This window comes from Pseudomonas edaphica (assembly GCF_965277385.1).
GTDB classification, from domain to species: Bacteria; Pseudomonadota; Gammaproteobacteria; order Pseudomonadales; family Pseudomonadaceae; genus Aquipseudomonas; species Aquipseudomonas edaphica.
Map to the genome: position 1 here is coordinate 3,100,890 of NZ_OZ255725.1, position 18,996 is coordinate 3,119,885.

Sequence of the window (18,996 nt, forward strand, 5' to 3'; positions counted from 1 at the left end):
TGACCTATGCTGGTGAACGCGTGTGGCTCATTTTCGAGGGATTCTTATGTTTTACGTGCAACGTGATGCACAGGGAGTGCTGAGTCGCGTGGAGGCCGCCGCCTTTGCCGATTCGACCGAAACCCTGCCGGCCGATCACCATGAGATCCAGGCCTGGTACGCCAACGAAGTGGTGGAAACCAGCCTGGCCCAGCTCAAACAAAGTGACATGGAGATGATCCGGGTACTGGACGACTTGATTCAGGTACTGACCCGCAAGGGCGTGATCAGCGTCACCGACCTGCCCCCGGCGGCCCAGGCCAAGCTGATGGACCGTAACCATGCACGGGAAGCGCTGGGTGGGTTGAGCCATCTGATCAATGATGAAGAGACTGGGTTGATCTGATTTCTTAAAGTCGAACCGGATCGAAATGTGGGAGCTGGCTTGCCTGCGATAGCATCACCTCGGTTTGCCTGATACACCGAAGTGATGCTATCGCAGGCAAGCCAGCTCCCACACAAGCCCGCACACACATTGGATTTGCATCACTTCCAGGGCGCAGGCTCACCAATCAACTGCCCCTGTACACCGAAAATCCCCATCTCGCGAATCACCTTCAATTCACCTTCGGTCTCCACGCGCTCGGCAATCAACGGCAAGTCGATGCTGTGGGCCGCGCGCTGGATCGCTTCGATAAACAGGCGTTTGTCGCTTTCCTGGTCGATGGCGCGGATGTAGCTGCCGTCGATCTTCAGGTACGCCAGGCCCAGGCGTGCCAGGTTGCCGATCATGCTGAAGCGCCCACCAAAACGCTGCAGACTGAGGGAGAAGCCCAACTCGCGCAGGCGCTGGGTCAACTGCTCCAGCAGAGCCTGCTCGGGTAATTGTTCTTCGCCGATCTCCAGGGTCAAGCGCGGGCCGAGGTTGCTGTGCTGGCGCAGCAACTCGACAATCCGGTTCAACGCCTGGGCGTCCTGCAAGGTGGCCGCCGAGAGGTTCAGCGCCAGGCTGTGCGTATGGCTGGCCATCTGCTTGAGCACGTGTTCGAGCATCAGTCGGTCCAGGCGTGCAGTCCAGCCGAAACGCTCAAGCCACGGCAGGAAACGCCCGGCCGGGATGGTGTGGCCGTCGTCATCCTGCAAACGCGACAGCACTTTGTAGTGCAGCACCAATTGCGGGTCCTGGCTGGCGACAACCGGCTGGAAGTACAGCTCAAAACGCTGGTGGGTAAGGGCCTGGTCCAACAGCGTGTGCCAGGCATGGTGATCGTCACCGACACTGGCGGCGGCGCTGTGGTCCAGGCACACCCAACTGCTGTCGCCCTGCCCTTCGGCCTGGGCCAGAGCCTGGTCAGCCAGGGTCAGCAATGCCTGGGGCGAATCACCGTGGTTGAATGGCGCAAGGCCAATGTAGGCCACCGGCGTGACGTCACTGGCACTGGTGGCCTGCAGGCTGAGCAGGGTGCTTTCAAGGTTTTGTGCCAATTGCAGCGCTTCTTCACGCACCAGCCCGGGCGCCAGCACCGCGAACTCACCACCACGAATACGGGTGACGAGGTTGTGGGTTTCCGGGTAAGGCTCACACTGGCGCAACAATTGTTCGCCAACCGCTTGCAGCAACTGGTCGGTGCGCTGGCCACCCAGGCGTTGGTTAAGGCCGGCCAGGTCCTTGACTCGTAGCAGCAGCAGGTAACCGGAATTGGTGTCTTCCGGGTTACTGACGCGGGCGTTGAGCTGCATCTCGAAATAACGCCGGTTGGCGAGGCCGGTCAGGTTGTCTTGATAGGATTCAATGCGCAATTTTTCACTGCGCTCGGCCTGCTCCTGGAACAGCGCCTTGAGTTTCTCGACCATCTGGTTCATGGCCTGCACTACGCGCCGCAGTTCCGGCGTGCGGGGCAGATCCGGCAGGCTGAGAAACTCACGGCGGGCGATGGCGTGGGACTGCTTGACCATGTAGTCCAACGGCTTCAACTGCCGACGAAGCAGCAATGCACCGAGCACCGCACTCACCGCGCCGCACAGCAGCAACCAGCCCAGGCTGCCCAGGGCGCTTTGCCAGAGCTTGGCCAGGGCGAACATCGGGTGGCTGACCACCTCCACGCGCGCCGCCTGCTCCCAGCCGCGGTTGACCAGTGCATCGCCGCCGGCCGGTTCAAGGCCGATCAGCTTGACGAACCAGTTGGGCACGCCGTTGTTGTCCGGGATGCCGCTGCGTTCGACGATGGTTTTGTCGGTGGCTAAATCCACCACGCGGATGCTGGCGTAATAGCCACTGTCGAAAATCGAGCTGACCAGCAACTCCACCATCGCCGGGTCGTCGATATTGGGCGTCAGCGACAATGCCAGCGCAGTAGCCGCGTCCTGTGCATGGGAGCGCAATTGGTTGACGTATTGGGTGCGCGAGCTTTCCAGGCTGACCATGAAGCTGCCGCTGAAGGCGACCACCAGGAACAGACAGATTGCGATCAATAGTTGTTTGAACAGTGACATCCGATCAGTTACTCCTAGTTGGCAGGCTCGGCCGGGAAGCCTTCCGCACGCATTTTTTTCAACACATCCTGCCAACGCGACAAGCGTTTGGTATCACCGACTTTCTTGTTGCCCTTGGCGCCGGGCAGGTACAAGCCCTCGGCGTTGAATGAGTACACCGGCACCAGGTCGGTACGGCGGGTGGCCGGCAGGATCTCATCCATCAGGCTGTCGAGCACCAGCGGGATGGCATCGGGCGTCGGGTAATACGTCAGCACCATGTGCGCGCGATTCTGACGCAAAGCCTTAACGTAAGTAATGCGCAATTTGTCGCTGGAGACGCCCAGGTGGCGCAGGCTGAAATACTTGGCGATTGCGTAGTCCTCGCAATCTCCTGCACCCTTCCACAGCGCTTCGATGGGGGTTTCCCAATAGTCGACCACGTGCCAGAGGTCGATGTCTTCTACGTAGCTCATTTGCTTGTTGAAGAACAGGTTGACGACCTTGAGCTGCTCCTGTTCATCGACCTTCTTTTCAGTCGCCAACAGGCGCTGCCAAGCGTCGATGCGCTGTTGGCCCTCGCCGAGCGGCCCGTACAGAGCCGTGGCTTTGCGGCTGATCTGCGAGAAATCCCAATCGGCATGCAGCCCGCCGGGCATCAGGCCAGCGAGCAAAGTCGCTGAAAGTAGCCAGCCGACTATTCGAGAGGGAATAAAACTTACCGCCAAGGCGTTCAGTCCGTGAAGGGAGACGGAATTTCAGGGATGGTGAAGCTTCGATCAACAAAAAACAATGGCACAGTGCAATCATTCATGAGGGGTTCGAGTTTATAAACACCGCTTGTGGGACTCACAAAGTTCCGCCTGTAAGCCCTTACAAACTGAAACTTTGGCTGTTTGACAAGCGCGCGACCCATCTCTAGTGTGCTTTGGATCCAATTAAACACACTCCATTCAAGAAGGGAGGATAGCGTAACCGTGACGCAGAAGCCGAACCCATTAAGCAGCATCAAAATCAGCGGGCCTATTCCCGCCCATCTTGCACGCGCCGTTATTGAAGAAACGTTGCGCAATGCCATTCTCGACGGCAGGTTGCCCTGTGGTACCGCGATGCGCCAGCAAGAATTGGCCAGCCTGTTCGGCGTCAGCCGCATGCCCGTGCGCGAAGCCTTGCGCCAGCTGGAAGCCCAGTCCTTGCTCCATGTGGTAACCCACAAAGGTGCTGTGGTTGCGCCGTTGATCCAAGACAATTCGGCCGAGACCTATGCCCTGCGCATGTTGCTGGAATCCGAAGCGCTGCGCCTGTCAATTCCGTTGCTCACCGACGCAGACATTGCCGAGGCTGAAGCCTGCATCAATGCGTTGGAACAAGAGCGTGACTATGCCGAGATTGGCCGGCTCAATCGTCTGTTCCACATGGCGTTGTATGGCAAGGCGCCCAACCAGCGGTTGCTCAATCTGGTTGCGCACGGCTTGAATGAGGAGGAACGCTTTCTGCGCTTCAACCTCGAAGCGATGGGCCTGGGCGAGACATCCCAGGAAGATCACCGTGAATTGCTGAACCTGGTGGTGCACAAGAAAGTCGACGAAAGCATCCTGACGCTACGCAATCACCTGATGCGCGGCATGGAAGTGATCAATACCTACCTCGATAGCCTTGAGGCCACCGCAAAAAAAACTTCACAGTAAGGGTTTACACCGCCCTTTCTTGCCACGTGAACGCTATGGGGTATCTATCCTCTCAGGAAGTGCCCCATGTTTATGCGCCACGCTGAGATTAACATTCAAATAAGCCCACGCTTGTTAAAGAAACTTCTCACACACTTGCACACTACTTGATCACGACTAGTGTCTTCCCGAAAAAACATTTAATACTTTCATCAGTTTATCCAAACGTTTAATCGGATTATTATCTTTCACCCATAAAAGAACACTTCATTCGGCAGTGCCAACCTATGTCAGGTTAGCGCTGTACGCGTGGCTTGCCTAAACGCCGGCCATCCGCTTTTCATTACAAAACCCCATTACTGTTTCCAGAGCAGTCGCAACAACTTATAGGCGTCAACCATGCATCAACATTTGCTTGAACAAAAAAAACTACAGCTATGCAGCCATCCGTTATTTGCAGAAATAACTTCACTTAACAAGTTACAAATTTTTATGGAGCAGCATGTATTTGCTGTTTGGGACTTCATGAGCTTGGCTAAACGCCTGCAGCAGGATCTGACATGCATGCAATTGCCGTGGCTGCCACCCGTTGACCCGCAGAGCGCACGGCTGATCAATGAGATAGTGCTTGGCGAAGAGTCAGACGAACATCCAACGCGTGGCCACTGCAGCCACTTCGAGCTATATCTGGAGGCGATGACCGAGACCGGCGCAGATACCTCAGCCATCCAACGCTTCATTGAACTGCAGCGCCAAGGCGTCCAGGCAGATGCTGCGATGCAAAGGGTCAATGTACGCCCTGGCGTAACGCGCTTCGTCAGCAGCACCTTGCAGATCGCGCTGAACGCGCCCGCCCACTGTGTGGCAGCGACGTTCCTGCACGGCCGCGAGAGCGTCATCCCATCGATGTTCGAACGTATTCTGCAGGGCGACGCCTTCATGGCGCGTCAGGCACCGTTGTTCTGTCACTACCTCAGCCGTCACATCGAACTGGACACCGAGGATCATGGCCCAGGCGCAGAGCAGTTACTCCAGCGCTTGATCGGTGCCGACCCCAAGCGCCAACGCGAGGCGGATGAAACCGCCATCAGCGCCATAGAAAACCGCCTCGGTTTCTGGGACGACGTGCATGCCTCCCTACACGAGGTGCGACCATGAACACCGCAGACTACCGCTCGTTTGCCGAAGATTGGGAACGTCGCGCCACCATCCGCACGCGCCCCCGGCGCCTGCTGGAAAACGACGATCGCTTGATCTTTCCGCTCTGCCGCCAACCCTTGGTGCTAAACGCAACTTTTGTCGAGCATTGCCCGCAGTGGCGCGACTTCGTGTTGACGCAAAGTTTCTACAAATTCATTAATGACGTGGTGATCTTCGAAACCGAGATCGTCGACAAGACCGCCCGCAGCATTGCCAAGAATCGCTTCACACTGCCCTTCCCCCTTGCCTGTCGCATTGATGCGATGACGGTCGTGGTCGATGAGGATTACCACGCGCTGGTCGCGTTGGACTTCCTGCAACAGACCATTGAACTGACCGGCATACAACCGCTCGAGCTGCCCACGCAAATCGAACTGAGCCGGGCCTTGCCGGCCGCCCAGGCGCTTGCCCCGCAACACCTGCACGACGCTGTAGCGTTGATTGGCGTGGCCATCGCCGAGAACACCGTCACCCACGATGTAGCGGCGTTTGCCAAGGACGATAGCGTCAAACCTTCGATTCGCGGCTTGATGGCCGACCACTTGTTTGACGAGGGGCGTCACGCCCAGTTCTGGACGCAGCTGGTGCGTCTCTACTGGCAGGCGGCTAGCCCGGCAGACCGCGACAGCATCGCCGCAGTCCTGCCGACCTTCTTGACCCACTACCTGACCAACACGCTGCACAAAGGCTTCGACCTTCAGCTTGTCGAGCACCTGGACGTAGGCACCGACATCCGCCAGGCACTACGCGACGAAGTCACGGCCCTGCACTTTCCCATCACCCGCCAGCACCCGCTGCTCGGCAATATCATGGGGTTCCTGCATAACAGCGGCGTGCTGCACACGCCAAGCGTCGCCCGCGCGTTGAGCGACTACCTGCCCGAGTCGGGGAGGCAGACATGCGACGTCTGAGTATCGGATGGGCCGGCACCAGCCACGCCCTGATTGCGCTGAAGCAAGTGCTCGAAGAATACGGACACGCCAGCGTGACACAAGCCTTCGACCTGTTTATCGAGGACGGCACTCAAGCGCCGCTCGCATACTGTGCCGCAACCCGATGGTTAAGCCTGCGGTTGGGTATAGGCCCGGTGTACGAAGGCGGCCTGCCCTCACTGCAGTTACGCTGCTATGACCGTGACCAACGCGTGCTGGCTGTACATAACGTTGCCGAGGAGCCCAGCGGCAACGGCCAGCGATTGCGCCGGCAGGCGACAAGCTCACTCGTGGAGTGGGCCACCTCGCTGGTCAGCGGCTTCTCGAGGGATGCGGGCTTTTTTGCCGCCAGCAGCACCATTAGCCTCTGGCCTGAGCAAAGCTTGCACGGACTGGACGCCCTTGCGTTTATGCACCGGTTCAATCGCACCGACCAGCCAGCATTGTTGCTGGCTGCCCAGGTGCCGATGATCGAGCGATTGCAGGCCGGTCTGCACGCCTTCGCCGAGCGCCCGGCGCTGAACATCGCGGGTAGCGTGCTGACCTACCGCCAATTGCAGCTTCGCGCCTTGTCGATCCAGCAACGCCTGCACCCTCTACTGGAAGGCGTTGAGACGCCGGTGGTTGGCGTGTGCCTGGAAAAGTCCGTCGAGTTGTATGCCAGTATTCTCGCAGTACTCGGTTGCGGCGCGGTGTATCTGCCACTGGCTCCGGATCATCCGCCGCAACGCCAGCAGGCCATGCTGGAACACAGCGGCGCCAAGGTATTGCTGGATGACGGCCGACACCCTTTGCGCGAGCAGTTCACGACACTGAGTGTCGGCAATATTGACTCCAACCACGCCGACATCACGCAGCCATTGATACAACGCCGCCCCGACATCGACGCTCCGTGCATGGTGCTGTTCACCTCGGGCACCACCGGCCAGCCCAAAGGCGTACTACTGAGCCAGGGCAATCTTGCGCATTTCACCAGCTGGACCGGCGCCAGCGTGGCGTTGGATGAACACAGCCGTGTCCTGCAGTTTTCGCCACTGAGTTTCGACTCATCACTGATCGATATCTTCCCGGCCCTGATCGCCGGTGCCGAGTTAATCGTCCCAAGCGAAGAGCAGCGGCGCGACCCTCAGCAACTGGTCGAGTTGATTCGCCAACTGCGCATCAGCCATGGTTTTTTGCCGCCGGCGCTACTGAGCATCCTGCCGTTGGATCAGCCCCTGGGCCTGACCCATCTGTTGACCGGCGGCGATGCCTGCGAGCCCTATGTGATCGAACGGCTGGCGGGCCAGTGCCAGTTGCACAACCTCTACGGCCCTACCGAGACCACGGTGCTGGTCAGCCACCGGACGTTGCGCCCCGGTGACAGCAATCGCAATGTGGGGCGCCCCATTGCCAACAGCCAGGTGCTGATCCTCGATGACGCGCTGCAACCGGTGGATGAGCAGGTCATGGGCGACCTTTACATCACAGGCCCTGGCGTAGGGCTGGGGTATGTGACCACGCCGCCGCCCGAGGGCAACCCGTTCGTTGAGCTTACGTTGCCGGGCGGCCAAGCGCTGAGGGCCTACCGCAGCGGTGACCGGGCCAAATGGACGGCGGACGGTATAGAGCTGGGCGGACGACGGGACGATCAGGTGAAGATCCGGGGCTTTCGCGTCGAACCCCAGGAGATCGAACAGTGCCTGCGCAGCAGTCGGCTATTTCGCCAAGTGGCGGTGGTGATCGACCTTGACCGACGGATTTTAGCTTTTGCCGCCCAGCCCGAGGCCGACGCAACGGTGACGGATCTGAAGCAGCATGCAGAGCAGTGGTTGCCGGCTTACATGCAACCCGAGCGCTGGACAGAGCTGCCGGGCATGCCCTGCACCGGCAATGGCAAAATTGACCGCCAGGCGTTGCTGACGGTGCTCGGGCACGCGACGCCGCGCACCGCCCGCGCCTCGGCGCAAACGCCGCTGCAAACGCAACTGGTGACCCTGTGGAGCGAGTTGTTGGGCGTACCTGGCGTTGATCTTTGCATTGATGAGAGTTTTTTCAATCTGGGCGGCCATTCCATCTTGCTGTCGACCTTGCTGCTGCGATTGCGCGAACAGTTTGGCCGCAGCCTTTCTTTGAACCGTTTTTTTGAAGCACCGACGATTCGTTCGCTTGCCTTGCTGATGGAAGACGCCGCACCGTCTTACACACCGTCATGCCAGATGGAAAAGGACGCATGCCAGGCGCTGAATGTAGAAATCCTGCCAGAGAGGTCCGCTGGGGATCCGCGCAAGGTGATCGTCACGGGTGCAAACAGCTTCGTGGGTGTGCATCTGGTCGAAGCGTTGTTGGCGGGTGGAGCACGGGAGGTGGCATGCCTGGTGCGTGAACGCCCGGGGCACTCGGCGCCAGCGCGGTTTGCACAGGCACTGCGCGAGTACCACCTGGAGCATCTGGACCTGAGCCGTGTGCAGGTTTATGCCGCTGACATGAGCCAGCCTCGTCTGGGCCTGGCCTGCGATGTCTATGACCACCTCGCCCGTAACCATGGTGTGTTGGTGCACAACGCAGCCAGGGTCAACCATGTGCTGGACTATGCCTCACTCGCCCGGGATAACGTCGAACCCGTGCTTGAGTGCCTGCGCCTGTGTGAAACCCACAGCAAGAAAGTCTTCAACTTCATCTCGACGCTGTCAGCCTGCAGCAGCATCGACGCTCAGGGTCACATCCTCGAAGCACCGGCCGTGGCCACGTTGCCGCTCTACCTCAAGAATGGCTACAACCTTTCCAAGTGGGTTGCCGAGCGGCTGCTGGGGCGTGCGGTCGAACAAGGTGCCTGGGTGAATATTCATCGACCGGGGAATATTGCGTTCAACAGCCACAACGGTGTTTGCCAGCCGCAAAACAACCGCCTGATGCTGATGCTCAAGGGGTCGCTGCAGTTGGGCCTCGCGCCCAGCCTGGAAGTGAATTTTGACTTGATGCCGGTGGACTTTCTCGCACGTTTCGTCGCGTTTCACTGCGGTCAATTCGCGGCACGGCGAAACGTCTTCAACCTGCATAACCCGCAGCCTTTGAGCTGGGACCATTACCTGGATGCGTTCAGCCAGGCCGGCCATCTTTTCGAACGGGTGAGCGTCGCGCAGTGGCAAAAGATGCTGCCAACGGTGGGGCCTGATAACGCGCTGTTTGGCGTACTGGGTTTTTACCTGGATGACCTCGCGGAAGATATCAGCGACGTCTCGATGATTTGTCACGACAACGCACGCCAGGGTGTGGCAGCGATGGGCGAACAGTACCCGCGAAAGGACCCTGCGCTGTTGCGCAAAGGCTGCGACCACCTCAAGGCCATTGGCTTTCTTTGACAGGACTCCTTATGGAACCGCTGCAACCCGATACATTGATCCGTAACCCGAATGGCGCGCCGCTGATAGCGTGTGTTGACGTCGCGTGCGATGCCGCAAGCCTGTGGAGTGTGGTGGGAAATTTTGCAGGCTTTGATGCCTTCATTCCTGCCCTGTCGCACATCGAAATGACGGGAACCGGCGTAGGCGCATTACGCACCAAATTTTTCCATGATGGGCATCGCGTCGTTGAGCAACTCAACAGCCGTGACGACGAAGCGATGTGCATGACGTGGACCACCCTCTACAACACCTTGGGGGTCGCGCGGCTATGGGCCGCCATGCGTGTGGAAGCACTTGGCGCCAAACACGCCAGGGCGACCTGGACGCTGATTGGCGAACCGGTTGATACACCGCAGGCGGCGTTCGAGCAGTTTGCGCAGGCTTTTGCCGACAGCGCCTTGGAGAATGTGCGCCGGATGTTCGACTGATCAGCAGGAGCGAGAGGCCTCGCTCCTGCCAAGTCGGGTCAGATCTTGAAGCTGTCGACCAGTTGCTTCAATCGACTGGCCTGCTGCGACAACGCATCGCAGTCCTTGAGCGTTTCGTTGAGGTTGACGACACCTTGCTGGTTCAACAGATTGATCTGGTTGATATCAACGTTGAGGGTTTCAACCACTGCGGTCTGCTCTTCGGTAGCCGCCGCAACCGATTGGTTCATGCCATCGATCTCGACGATTCGCTGCGTCACGCTGACCAGGCGCTCACCCGCCTGGTTGGCCACTTCAACGCTTTCTTCGCTGGAGACCTGGCTGGCGTTCATAGTAGTCACGGCTTCACGCGAGCCCACTTGCAGCGAAGTGATCATCTTGTGGATCTCTTCGGCCGATTCCTGGGTACGGTGCGCCAGGTTGCGCACTTCATCGGCAACCACGGCAAATCCGCGCCCGGCTTCACCGGCACGCGCAGCCTCGATCGCCGCGTTGAGCGCCAGCAAGTTGGTTTGCTGAGAGATGCCTTTGATCACATCCAGGATGTGCCCAATGTTATCGGTGCTGGCGTTGAGGGTTTCGATCTGCGTACAGGACAAGCTGATCTTTTGCGACAGTTCCGACATGGCCAGGATGGTTTGCTCCACCACCTTGCGCCCGTCATCTGCTTGCTCGCTGGCACCGCTGGCATGTTGCGATGCATCGGCTGCGTTGCGGGCGATTTCCTGGGTGGCGGCGCCCAGCTCGTTGATGGCGGCTGCCACGCTGTTGGTGCGCGCGCTTTGCTCGTCCGAGCCGATGATCGAAGCGTTGGAGGACGCCATGACGCGCTGTGACAGGTCGTGCACCTGACGCGTAGCCGAAGACACTTCGGAAATCGAGGCATGGATGCGCTCGACGAACTGGTTGAACGCACTGCCCACTTCGCCGAACTCATCTTTGCTGGTCACGTCCAGGCGGCGGGTCAAATCGCCTTCGCCCTGGGCGATGTCCTGCATGGCCACGCCCATAGTGGTCAGCGGGCGCAACAGCACTTGAATCAGCAGGCTGAGCAGTACGGCGATGGCCACTACGGCGATCAACATGGCGATCAGTGCCGATGTACGGAATTTACTGAGTGGTGCGTAGGCTTTGTCTTTGTCGATCGACAGGCCGATGTACCAATCCGCGCCCGGCAAACCGCTGATCGGGGTAAATGACAGAATACGGTCCTGGCCGTTGAGCACAACGTCCTGGCTGACCTTCTCGATACGCAGGCTGGTGCCCGGGTAGATGTCCTTGAGGTTCTTCATCACCTGGTCCTGGTCAGGACTGACGATGACCTGGCCATCGGCGCTGACCAGGAACGCATGGCCAATACCCCCGAAGTCCACCGAATTGATGATCTTCACCAGGGTTTGCAGACTCAGGTCACCGCCGACTACGCCGAGCAGTTCGCCGTTCTTTTTGACCGGCAGGGCGATGGTCACGATTTGCCCGCCAACCGCCGCCATATAAGGCGGAGTGAGCATGGTTTTATCGGCCGCGACCGCCTGCTTGTACCAAGGGCGCTGACGAGGGTCGTAATCGTCGGGCATCTTGGCGTCAGGGCGCTGCGTAAATACGCCGTTGGTTTGGCCGACATAGGTGAACTGGAAGTTCGAGGTGAGCGCGGGCTGGTCGACCAGCCCTGGCAGCTCAGCACCGCTGCCCTGGTGAGCAACGTTTTGCGCCAGGTTTTCGAGGACCAGGATGCGGCCACTGAGCCAGTTCTGCACGCTGCTGGCCGTGAGTTCGCCCGATTGTTGAATGGACGACTCAAGGTTTTGTTTGATGGTGCTGCGCTGCAGGTAATCGTTGTAGAGGGTAAATAGCGCGAAGGCCAGAACCACGACGCCTGACGCGGCCAGTAGAATTTTATGACTGAACTTGAGATTCATTTCATCGACTTCTTTTGCCAAAGGGGGGTGAGCGTGCCGAGTGGAACATTCCATGTAACGGGATAGGCGGACTCTTCGGCCGCTCTATTTCGGTGCACGCATGGCTCGTCAGGCTTTCGGCCACTTCAGGAGAAATCTTAGAGATTTGTGAGAAGCATCCTGATTTTGAGTAGGAAACCGACCAGCGGTAGACGCTCAGGGTTCGGCGCTGCAAATTTTTTCTGCCCTCGCGACAATGCGACTAATTGTCATTTGTGGCGCTTGGCCAGGCCTGTGTGAATGCCCTCTACTGACTACATTGCGTGCGAAAGGGTTGTACACACGCTTTACAGCACCCACCACAACTGGCTCAACACTTGTCTGCGCAGTCGCTTGGGCAATGGCGGCGATTCCTGGGGCGCATGCGGCACTGGAGCTTAGGCCGACGACGGGCACTGAAGGTGTTGTCGAGTGTGGTGTTGATGGGGTCCGCGGCGTGGATAAGCCGGGGCATGACCGGCTGGCAGCGCTGGACCTCCGATTTCGCAACCGCCACCGGCGAGCGGCGCAGCGAGCAATTTCCGGACGGCACACGCCTGCAACTCAACTCCGACAGTACGGTGAACCTCACCTTCAATCCGCAACAGCGCCTGATCACATTGGTGCGCGGGGAAATCCTGGTGACCTGCGGTTCGCCATCGTCAGCACCTTTGCTGGTACACACTCGCCACGGCTTGCTCGAAGGCATCGATGGGCGTTTTACCGTGCGCCAAGACAGCAAGGCGTGGTCAGCGGCAATGTGGCCATCCATTCACCGCAGACGGCCGATGGGCTGATTGTGACGCGAGACATGCGCCTGGCTGACTTGGTGTCGGAAGTGGAGCGCTCCCGTCAGGGTTACCTGGGCTGTGCGGCGGATATCGGCGACTTGCGGCTATCAGGGGTTTTCCGCTTGGACGACACCGACAAGTTGCTGGCGATCGTTGCGCAAACACTGCCAGTTCAAGTGCGCTATCGCACACGTTGGTGGGTGAGCCTGGAACGCCTGGCCTGACTTTTTCAGTTTTTGTTGGCGGCTTTTTCCGTGAGTACGGCTTAGACAGTAAGCCTCTTTATCTGCCTTGACCGGCCTCTACGGACCTTGATCATGACTGTGCGCTTTCTCAACGACTCACCAGACTCCTCCTACCATACGTTGTTTGACGCTTCAGGAGGATACGACTTGGGCAAGGTGGGCTTGAAGGGTGTGGATGTAAGGCTCAATGCCAACAACCTGACCAATGAGAGCTATGTGGCGTCCTGTGCCAGCCTGAACTTTTGCTATCTGGGTGAAGAGCGTAATGTCAGTGCGACGGTCAGCTATCAGTTCTGATCCGTTAAAGCTTCTAACAAGCCGGCGCCTGATTCCTGGTGCCGGCTTTTTTGTGGGTGTCGTCAGGTTGCCTTTGTCCGGCCCAGACGTATATGTGGGCGATCTGCAGCCGGGGCATTATCATCCCCCCTAAACGACAAAACCCCTGTCTGCGTTAGCAGACAGGGGTTTTGGAATTTAATCTTGACGATGACCTACTCTCACATGGGGAAACCCCACACTACCATCGGCGATGCATCGTTTCACTGCTGAGTTCGGGATGGGATCAGGTGGTTCCAATGCTCTATGGTCGTCAAGAAATTCTGTGTACCAGTCCGTTGCGCTTGCAACGTGCCGGTGAAATTCATGGACTTCTACATAAACAAAACCCCTGATTGCGTTAGCAATCAGGGGTTTCGGAATTTAATCTTGACGATGACCTACTCTCACATGGGGAAACCCCACACTACCATCGGCGATGCATCGTTTCACTACTGAGTTCGGGATGGGATCAGGTGGTTCCAATGCTCTATGGTCGTCAAGAAATTCGGGTACTGAGTCGTAGCCAGTTGGCTTCGCTTCAGCAAATTGGGTATGTGACAGCTTTCGGTGTTTTGTGAGCGTCGAACTTTCGGTTCATTGCGTCTTCACACACCGCAATCTGATGCTCTTTCGAGTAGTCAAATTGCTTGGGTGTTATATGGTCAAGCCTCACGGGCAATTAGTATTGGTTAGCTCAACGCCTCACAGCGCTTACACACCCAACCTATCAACGTCGTAGTCTTCGACGGCCCTTCAGGGAACTCAAGGTTCCAGTGAGATCTCATCTTGAGGCTAGTTTCCCGCTTAGATGCTTTCAGCGGTTATCTATTCCGAACATAGCTACCCGGCAATGCCACTGGCGTGACAACCGGAACACCAGAGGTTCGTCCACTCCGGTCCTCTCGTACTAGGAGCAGCCCCTCTCAAATCTCAAACGTCCACGGCAGATAGGGACCGAACTGTCTCACGACGTTCTAAACCCAGCTCGCGTACCACTTTAAATGGCGAACAGCCATACCCTTGGGACCGGCTTCAGCCCCAGGATGTGATGAGCCGACATCGAGGTGCCAAACACCGCCGTCGATATGAACTCTTGGGCGGTATCAGCCTGTTATCCCCGGAGTACCTTTTATCCGTTGAGCGATGGCCCTTCCATACAGAACCACCGGATCACTAAGACCTACTTTCGTACCTGCTCGACGTGTCTGTCTCGCAGTCAAGCGCGCTTTTGCCTTTATACTCTACGACCGATTTCCGACCGGTCTGAGCGCACCTTCGTACTCCTCCGTTACTCTTTAGGAGGAGACCGCCCCAGTCAAACTACCCACCATACACTGTCCTCGATCCGGATAACGGACCTGAGTTAGAACCTCAAAGTTGCCAGGGTGGTATTTCAAGGTTGGCTCCACGCAGACTGGCGTCCACGCTTCAAAGCCTCCCACCTATCCTACACAAGCAAATTCAAAGTCCAGTGCAAAGCTATAGTAAAGGTTCACGGGGTCTTTCCGTCTAGCCGCGGATACACTGCATCTTCACAGCGATTTCAATTTCACTGAGTCTCGGGTGGAGACAGCGCCGCCATCGTTACGCCATTCGTGCAGGTCGGAACTTACCCGACAAGGAATTTCGCTACCTTAGGACCGTTATAGTTACGGCCGCCGTTTACCGGGGCTTCGATCAAGAGCTTCGCGTTAGCTAACCCCATCAATTAACCTTCCGGCACCGGGCAGGCGTCACACCCTATACGTCCACTTTCGTGTTTGCAGAGTGCTGTGTTTTTAATAAACAGTCGCAGCGGCCTGGTATCTTCGACCGGCATGAGCTTACGGAGCAAGTCCTTCACCCTCACCGGCGCACCTTCTCCCGAAGTTACGGTGCCATTTTGCCTAGTTCCTTCACCCGAGTTCTCTCAAGCGCCTTGGTATTCTCTACCCAACCACCTGTGTCGGTTTGGGGTACGGTTCCTGGTTACCTGAAGCTTAGAAGCTTTTCTTGGAAGCATGGCATCAACCACTTCGCTAACTAAAAGTTAGCTCGTCATCAGCTCTCGGCCTTAAGATCCCGGATTTACCTAAGATCTCAGCCTACCACCTTAAACTTGGACAACCAACGCCAAGCTGGCCTAGCCTTCTCCGTCCCTCCATCGCAATAACCAGAAGTACAGGAATATTAACCTGTTTTCCATCGACTACGCTTTTCAGCCTCGCCTTAGGGACCGACTAACCCTGCGTCGATTAACGTTGCGCAGGAAACCTTGGTCTTTCGGCGTGGGTGTTTTTCACACCCATTGTCGTTACTCATGTCAGCATTCGCACTTCTGATACCTCCAGCAAGCTTCTCAACTCACCTTCACAGGCTTACAGAACGCTCCTCTACCGCATCACTTACGTGATACCCGTAGCTTCGGTGTATGGTTTGAGCCCCGTTACATCTTCCGCGCAGGCCGACTCGACTAGTGAGCTATTACGCTTTCTTTAAAGGGTGGCTGCTTCTAAGCCAACCTCCTAGCTGTCTAAGCCTTCCCACATCGTTTCCCACTTAACCATAACTTTGGGACCTTAGCTGACGGTCTGGGTTGTTTCCCTTTTCACGACGGACGTTAGCACCCGCCGTGTGTCTCCCATGCTCGGCACTTGTAGGTATTCGGAGTTTGCATCGGTTTGGTAAGTCGGGATGACCCCCTAGCCGAAACAGTGCTCTACCCCCTACAGTGATACATGAGGCGCTACCTAAATAGCTTTCGAGGAGAACCAGCTATCTCCGAGCTTGATTAGCCTTTCACTCCGATCCACAGGTCATCCGCTAACTTTTCAACGGTAGTCGGTTCGGTCCTCCAGTTAGTGTTACCCAACCTTCAACCTGCCCATGGATAGATCGCCCGGTTTCGGGTCTATTCCCAGCGACTAGACGCCCTATTAAGACTCGCTTTCGCTACGCCTCCCCTATTCGGTTAAGCTCGCCACTGAAAATAAGTCGCTGACCCATTATACAAAAGGTACGCAGTCACCCAACAAAGTGGGCTCCCACTGCTTGTACGCATACGGTTTCAGGATCTATTTCACTCCCCTCTCCGGGGTTCTTTTCGCCTTTCCCTCACGGTACTAGTTCACTATCGGTCAGTCAGTAGTATTTAGCCTTGGAGGATGGTCCCCCCATATTCAGACAAAGTTTCTCGTGCTCCGTCCTACTCGATTTCATGACTAAGAGATTTTCGCGTACAGGGCTATCACCCACTATGGCCGTACTTTCCAGAACGTTCCGCTAATCTCAAAGCCACTTAAGGGCTAGTCCCCGTTCGCTCGCCACTACTAAGGGAATCTCGGTTGATTTCTTTTCCTCAGGGTACTTAGATGTTTCAGTTCCCCTGGTTCGCCTCTTACGCCTATGTATTCAGCGTAAGATAACCATCTTATGATGGCTGGGTTCCCCCATTCAGACATCTCCGGATCAAAGTCTGTTTGCCGACTCCCCGAAGCTTTTCGCAGGCTACCACGTCTTTCATCGCCTCTGACTGCCAAGGCATCCACCGTATGCGCTTCTTCACTTGACCATATAACCCCAAGCAATCTGGTTATACTGTGAAGACAACATTCGCCGAAAATTCGAATTTCTCAACTAAGAGAACTCACAAATTTTACCTTAGCCTGATCCGTTACCAGTGAAAGTAACGTTCAGTCTATCTTTCTATCACATACCCAAATTTTTAAAGAACGATCTAATCAAAGACTAGAAATCAACATTCATCATCAACCTGATGGAATGCTCATTTCTAAGCTTTCTTAACGTAGAAGCAGTAGTGGTGGAGCCAAACGGGATCGAACCGTTGACCTCCTGCGTGCAAGGCAGGCGCTCTCCCAGCTGAGCTATGGCCCCGTATTTCTACAGGCGTTTCCCACACAAAATTGGTGGGTCTGGGCAGATTCGAACTGCCGACCTCACCCTTATCAGGGGTGCGCTCTAACCAACTGAGCTACAGACCCAATTTCGGGCTGCTTCTTATCGTCTTCTTCAATGAATCAAGCAATTCGTGTGGGAACTTATGGAGCAGCTGATGTCGTCGATTAAGGAGGTGATCCAGCCGCAGGTTCCCCTACGGCTACCTTGTTACGACTTCACCCCAGTCATGAATCACACCGTGGTAACCGTCCTCCCGAAGGTTAGACTAGCTACTTCTGGTGCAACCCACTCCCATGGTGTGACGGGCGGTGTGTACAAGGCCCGGGAACGTATTCACCGCGACATTCTGATTCGCGATTACTAGCGATTCCGACTTCACGCAGTCGAGTTGCAGACTGCGATCCGGACTACGATCGGTTTTGTGGGATTAGCTCCACCTCGCGGCTTGGCAACCCTCTGTACCGACCATTGTAGCACGTGTGTAGCCCAGGCCGTAAGGGCCATGATGACTTGACGTCATCCCCACCTTCCTCCGGTTTGTCACCGGCAGTCTCCTTAGAGTGCCCACCATTACGTGCTGGTAACTAAGGACAAGGGTTGCGCTCGTTACGGGACTTAACCCAACATCTCACGACACGAGCTGACGACAGCCATGCAGCACCTGTCTCAATGTTCCCGAAGGCACCAATCTATCTCTAGAAAGTTCATTGGATGTCAAGGCCTGGTAAGGTTCTTCGCGTTGCTTCGAATTAAACCACATGCTCCACCGCTTGTGCGGGCCCCCGTCAATTCATTTGAGTTTTAACCTTGCGGCCGTACTCCCCAGGCGGTCAACTTAATGCGTTAGCTGCGCCACTAAAAGCTCAAGGCTTCCAACGGCTAGTTGACATCGTTTACGGCGTGGACTACCAGGGTATCTAATCCTGTTTGCTCCCCACGCTTTCGCACCTCAGTGTCAGTATTAGTCCAGGTGGTCGCCTTCGCCACTGGTGTTCCTTCCTATATCTACGCATTTCACCGCTACACAGGAAATTCCACCACCCTCTACCATACTCTAGTCAGTCAGTTTTGAATGCAGTTCCCAGGTTGAGCCCGGGGATTTCACATCCAACTTAACAAACCACCTACGCGCGCTTTACGCCCAGTAATTCCGATTAACGCTTGCACCCTCTGTATTACCGCGGCTGCTGGCACAGAGTTAGCCGGTGCTTATTCTGTCGGTAACGTCAAAACAGCAAAGTATTAATTTACTGCCCTTCCTCCCAACTTAAAGTGCTTTACAATCCGAAGACCTTCTTCACACACGCGGCATGGCTGGATCAGGCTTTCGCCCATTGTCCAATATTCCCCACTGCTGCCTCCCGTAGGAGTCTGGACCGTGTCTCAGTTCCAGTGTGACTGATCATCCTCTCAGACCAGTTACGGATCGTCGCCTTGGTGAGCCATTACCTCACCAACTAGCTAATCCGACCTAGGCTCATCTGATAGCGCAAGGCCCGAAGGTCCCCTGCTTTCTCCCGTAGGACGTATGCGGTATTAGCGTCCGTTTCCGAACGTTATCCCCCACTACCAGGCAGATTCCTAGGCATTACTCACCCGTCCGCCGCTCTCAAGAGAAGCAAGCTTCTCTCTACCGCTCGACTTGCATGTGTTAGGCCTGCCGCCAGCGTTCAATCTGAGCCATGATCAAACTCTTCAGTTCAAACATCTTTGGGTTTTTAAGAAACCCTAAACTTGGCTCAGCAAT

Annotated in this window: 9 protein-coding genes, 2 tRNA genes, 4 rRNA genes and 2 pseudogenes; 8 read left to right on the forward strand and 9 right to left on the reverse strand. The window is 56.6% G+C overall.

The genetic code is table 11. The features are described from left to right. Window positions 1-46 precede the first annotated feature (46 nt). Window positions 47-385 (forward strand): hypothetical protein, encoded by a 339-nt coding sequence (locus tag ACQY47_RS13930; protein WP_017134430.1) that lies wholly within the window; start codon window positions 47-49, stop codon window positions 383-385. 140 nt (window positions 386-525) lie between these two features. Here ACQY47_RS13930 and lapD read toward each other — a convergent pair whose 3' ends face one another. Next, on the reverse strand, window positions 526-2,472 hold the full coding sequence (lapD, locus tag ACQY47_RS13935) for a cyclic di-GMP receptor LapD (protein WP_017134431.1): 1,947 nt from the start codon (window positions 2,470-2,472) through the stop codon (window positions 526-528). 14 nt (window positions 2,473-2,486) lie between these two features. Next, window positions 2,487-3,110 (reverse strand): cysteine protease LapG, encoded by a 624-nt coding sequence (gene lapG, locus ACQY47_RS13940; RefSeq protein WP_370589355.1) that lies wholly within the window; start codon window positions 3,108-3,110, stop codon window positions 2,487-2,489. Between the two features lie 318 nt (window positions 3,111-3,428). Here lapG and ACQY47_RS13945 point away from each other — a divergent pair, with 318 nt between their 5' ends. From ACQY47_RS13945 to ACQY47_RS13965, 5 genes are all read left to right on the forward strand, one after another. Then, window positions 3,429-4,139 carry a GntR family transcriptional regulator gene (locus ACQY47_RS13945; protein ID WP_428557284.1) on the forward strand — a complete coding sequence of 237 codons (711 nt, stop codon included), beginning with the start codon at window positions 3,429-3,431 and terminating at the stop codon, window positions 4,137-4,139. A gap of 378 nt (window positions 4,140-4,517) precedes the next feature. After that, a complete protein-coding gene (locus ACQY47_RS13950) occupies window positions 4,518-5,276 on the forward strand; it encodes a DUF3050 domain-containing protein (protein WP_017134434.1) in 759 nt (252 codons plus the stop codon). Beyond that, window positions 5,273-6,229, forward strand: a complete 957-nt coding sequence (locus ACQY47_RS13955; RefSeq protein ID WP_428557285.1) for a diiron oxygenase — start codon at window positions 5,273-5,275, stop codon at window positions 6,227-6,229. The genes ACQY47_RS13950 and ACQY47_RS13955 overlap by 4 nt, the downstream gene beginning before the upstream one ends. Further along, window positions 6,217-9,591 carry an amino acid adenylation domain-containing protein gene (locus ACQY47_RS13960; protein ID WP_428557286.1) on the forward strand — a complete coding sequence of 1,125 codons (3,375 nt, stop codon included), beginning with the start codon at window positions 6,217-6,219 and terminating at the stop codon, window positions 9,589-9,591. The genes ACQY47_RS13955 and ACQY47_RS13960 overlap by 13 nt, the downstream gene beginning before the upstream one ends. An 11-nt stretch (window positions 9,592-9,602) precedes the next feature. After that, a complete protein-coding gene (locus ACQY47_RS13965) occupies window positions 9,603-10,061 on the forward strand; it encodes an SRPBCC family protein (RefSeq protein WP_017134437.1) in 459 nt (152 codons plus the stop codon). A gap of 38 nt (window positions 10,062-10,099) precedes the next feature. On the opposite strand, the gene ACQY47_RS13970 is transcribed toward ACQY47_RS13965, so the two are convergent. Next, complete coding sequence (locus ACQY47_RS13970; RefSeq protein WP_428557287.1) at window positions 10,100-11,980, reverse strand: methyl-accepting chemotaxis protein; 1,881 nt, start codon at window positions 11,978-11,980, stop codon at window positions 10,100-10,102. 416 nt (window positions 11,981-12,396) lie between these two features. On the opposite strand from ACQY47_RS13970, the pseudogene ACQY47_RS13975 reads away from it, so the two are divergent. Both ACQY47_RS13975 and ACQY47_RS13980 read left to right on the forward strand, forming a co-directional pair. Next, window positions 12,397-13,013, forward strand: a pseudogene (locus ACQY47_RS13975) (FecR domain-containing protein); the annotation flags it as partial. 135 nt (window positions 13,014-13,148) lie between these two features. Further along, window positions 13,149-13,331, forward strand: a pseudogene (locus tag ACQY47_RS13980) (hypothetical protein); the annotation flags it as partial. A gap of 181 nt (window positions 13,332-13,512) precedes the next feature. Here the strand turns inward: ACQY47_RS13980 and rrf (ACQY47_RS13985) are convergent. From rrf (ACQY47_RS13985) to ACQY47_RS14010, 6 genes are all read right to left on the reverse strand, one after another. Next, window positions 13,513-13,628, reverse strand: a 5S ribosomal RNA gene (gene rrf / locus ACQY47_RS13985). Between the two features lie 109 nt (window positions 13,629-13,737). Further along, window positions 13,738-13,853, reverse strand: a 5S ribosomal RNA gene (gene rrf, locus ACQY47_RS13990). A gap of 157 nt (window positions 13,854-14,010) precedes the next feature. Then, window positions 14,011-16,902 (reverse strand): 23S ribosomal RNA (locus ACQY47_RS13995). 247 nt (window positions 16,903-17,149) lie between these two features. Further along, a tRNA-Ala gene (locus tag ACQY47_RS14000) sits at window positions 17,150-17,225 on the reverse strand. A 30-nt stretch (window positions 17,226-17,255) separates the two neighbouring features. Beyond that, a tRNA-Ile gene (locus ACQY47_RS14005) sits at window positions 17,256-17,332 on the reverse strand. 82 nt (window positions 17,333-17,414) lie between these two features. Continuing rightward, window positions 17,415-18,951: ribosomal RNA gene (locus ACQY47_RS14010) — 16S ribosomal RNA — on the reverse strand. The 16S, 23S and 5S rRNA genes sit together here with 2 tRNA genes alongside, the layout of an rRNA operon. Between the last annotated feature and the right edge of the window lie 45 nt (window positions 18,952-18,996).

Excerpts from the sequence above, each read along its gene's own strand:
- ACQY47_RS13930 (WP_017134430.1), top strand. The coding sequence starts at position 47 with ATGTTTTACGTGCAACGTGATGCACAGGGAGTGCTGAGTCGCGTGGAG.
- lapD (WP_017134431.1), bottom strand. The coding sequence starts at position 2,472 with ATGTCACTGTTCAAACAACTATTGATCGCAATCTGTCTGTTCCTGGTG.
- lapG (WP_370589355.1), bottom strand. The coding sequence starts at position 3,110 with ATGCCCGGCGGGCTGCATGCCGATTGGGATTTCTCGCAGATCAGCCGC.
- ACQY47_RS13950 (WP_017134434.1), top strand. The coding sequence starts at position 4,518 with ATGCATCAACATTTGCTTGAACAAAAAAAACTACAGCTATGCAGCCAT.
- ACQY47_RS13955 (WP_428557285.1), top strand. The coding sequence starts at position 5,273 with ATGAACACCGCAGACTACCGCTCGTTTGCCGAAGATTGGGAACGTCGC.
- ACQY47_RS13960 (WP_428557286.1), top strand. The coding sequence starts at position 6,217 with ATGCGACGTCTGAGTATCGGATGGGCCGGCACCAGCCACGCCCTGATT.
- ACQY47_RS13965 (WP_017134437.1), top strand. The coding sequence starts at position 9,603 with ATGGAACCGCTGCAACCCGATACATTGATCCGTAACCCGAATGGCGCG.
- ACQY47_RS13970 (WP_428557287.1), bottom strand. The coding sequence starts at position 11,980 with ATGAATCTCAAGTTCAGTCATAAAATTCTACTGGCCGCGTCAGGCGTC.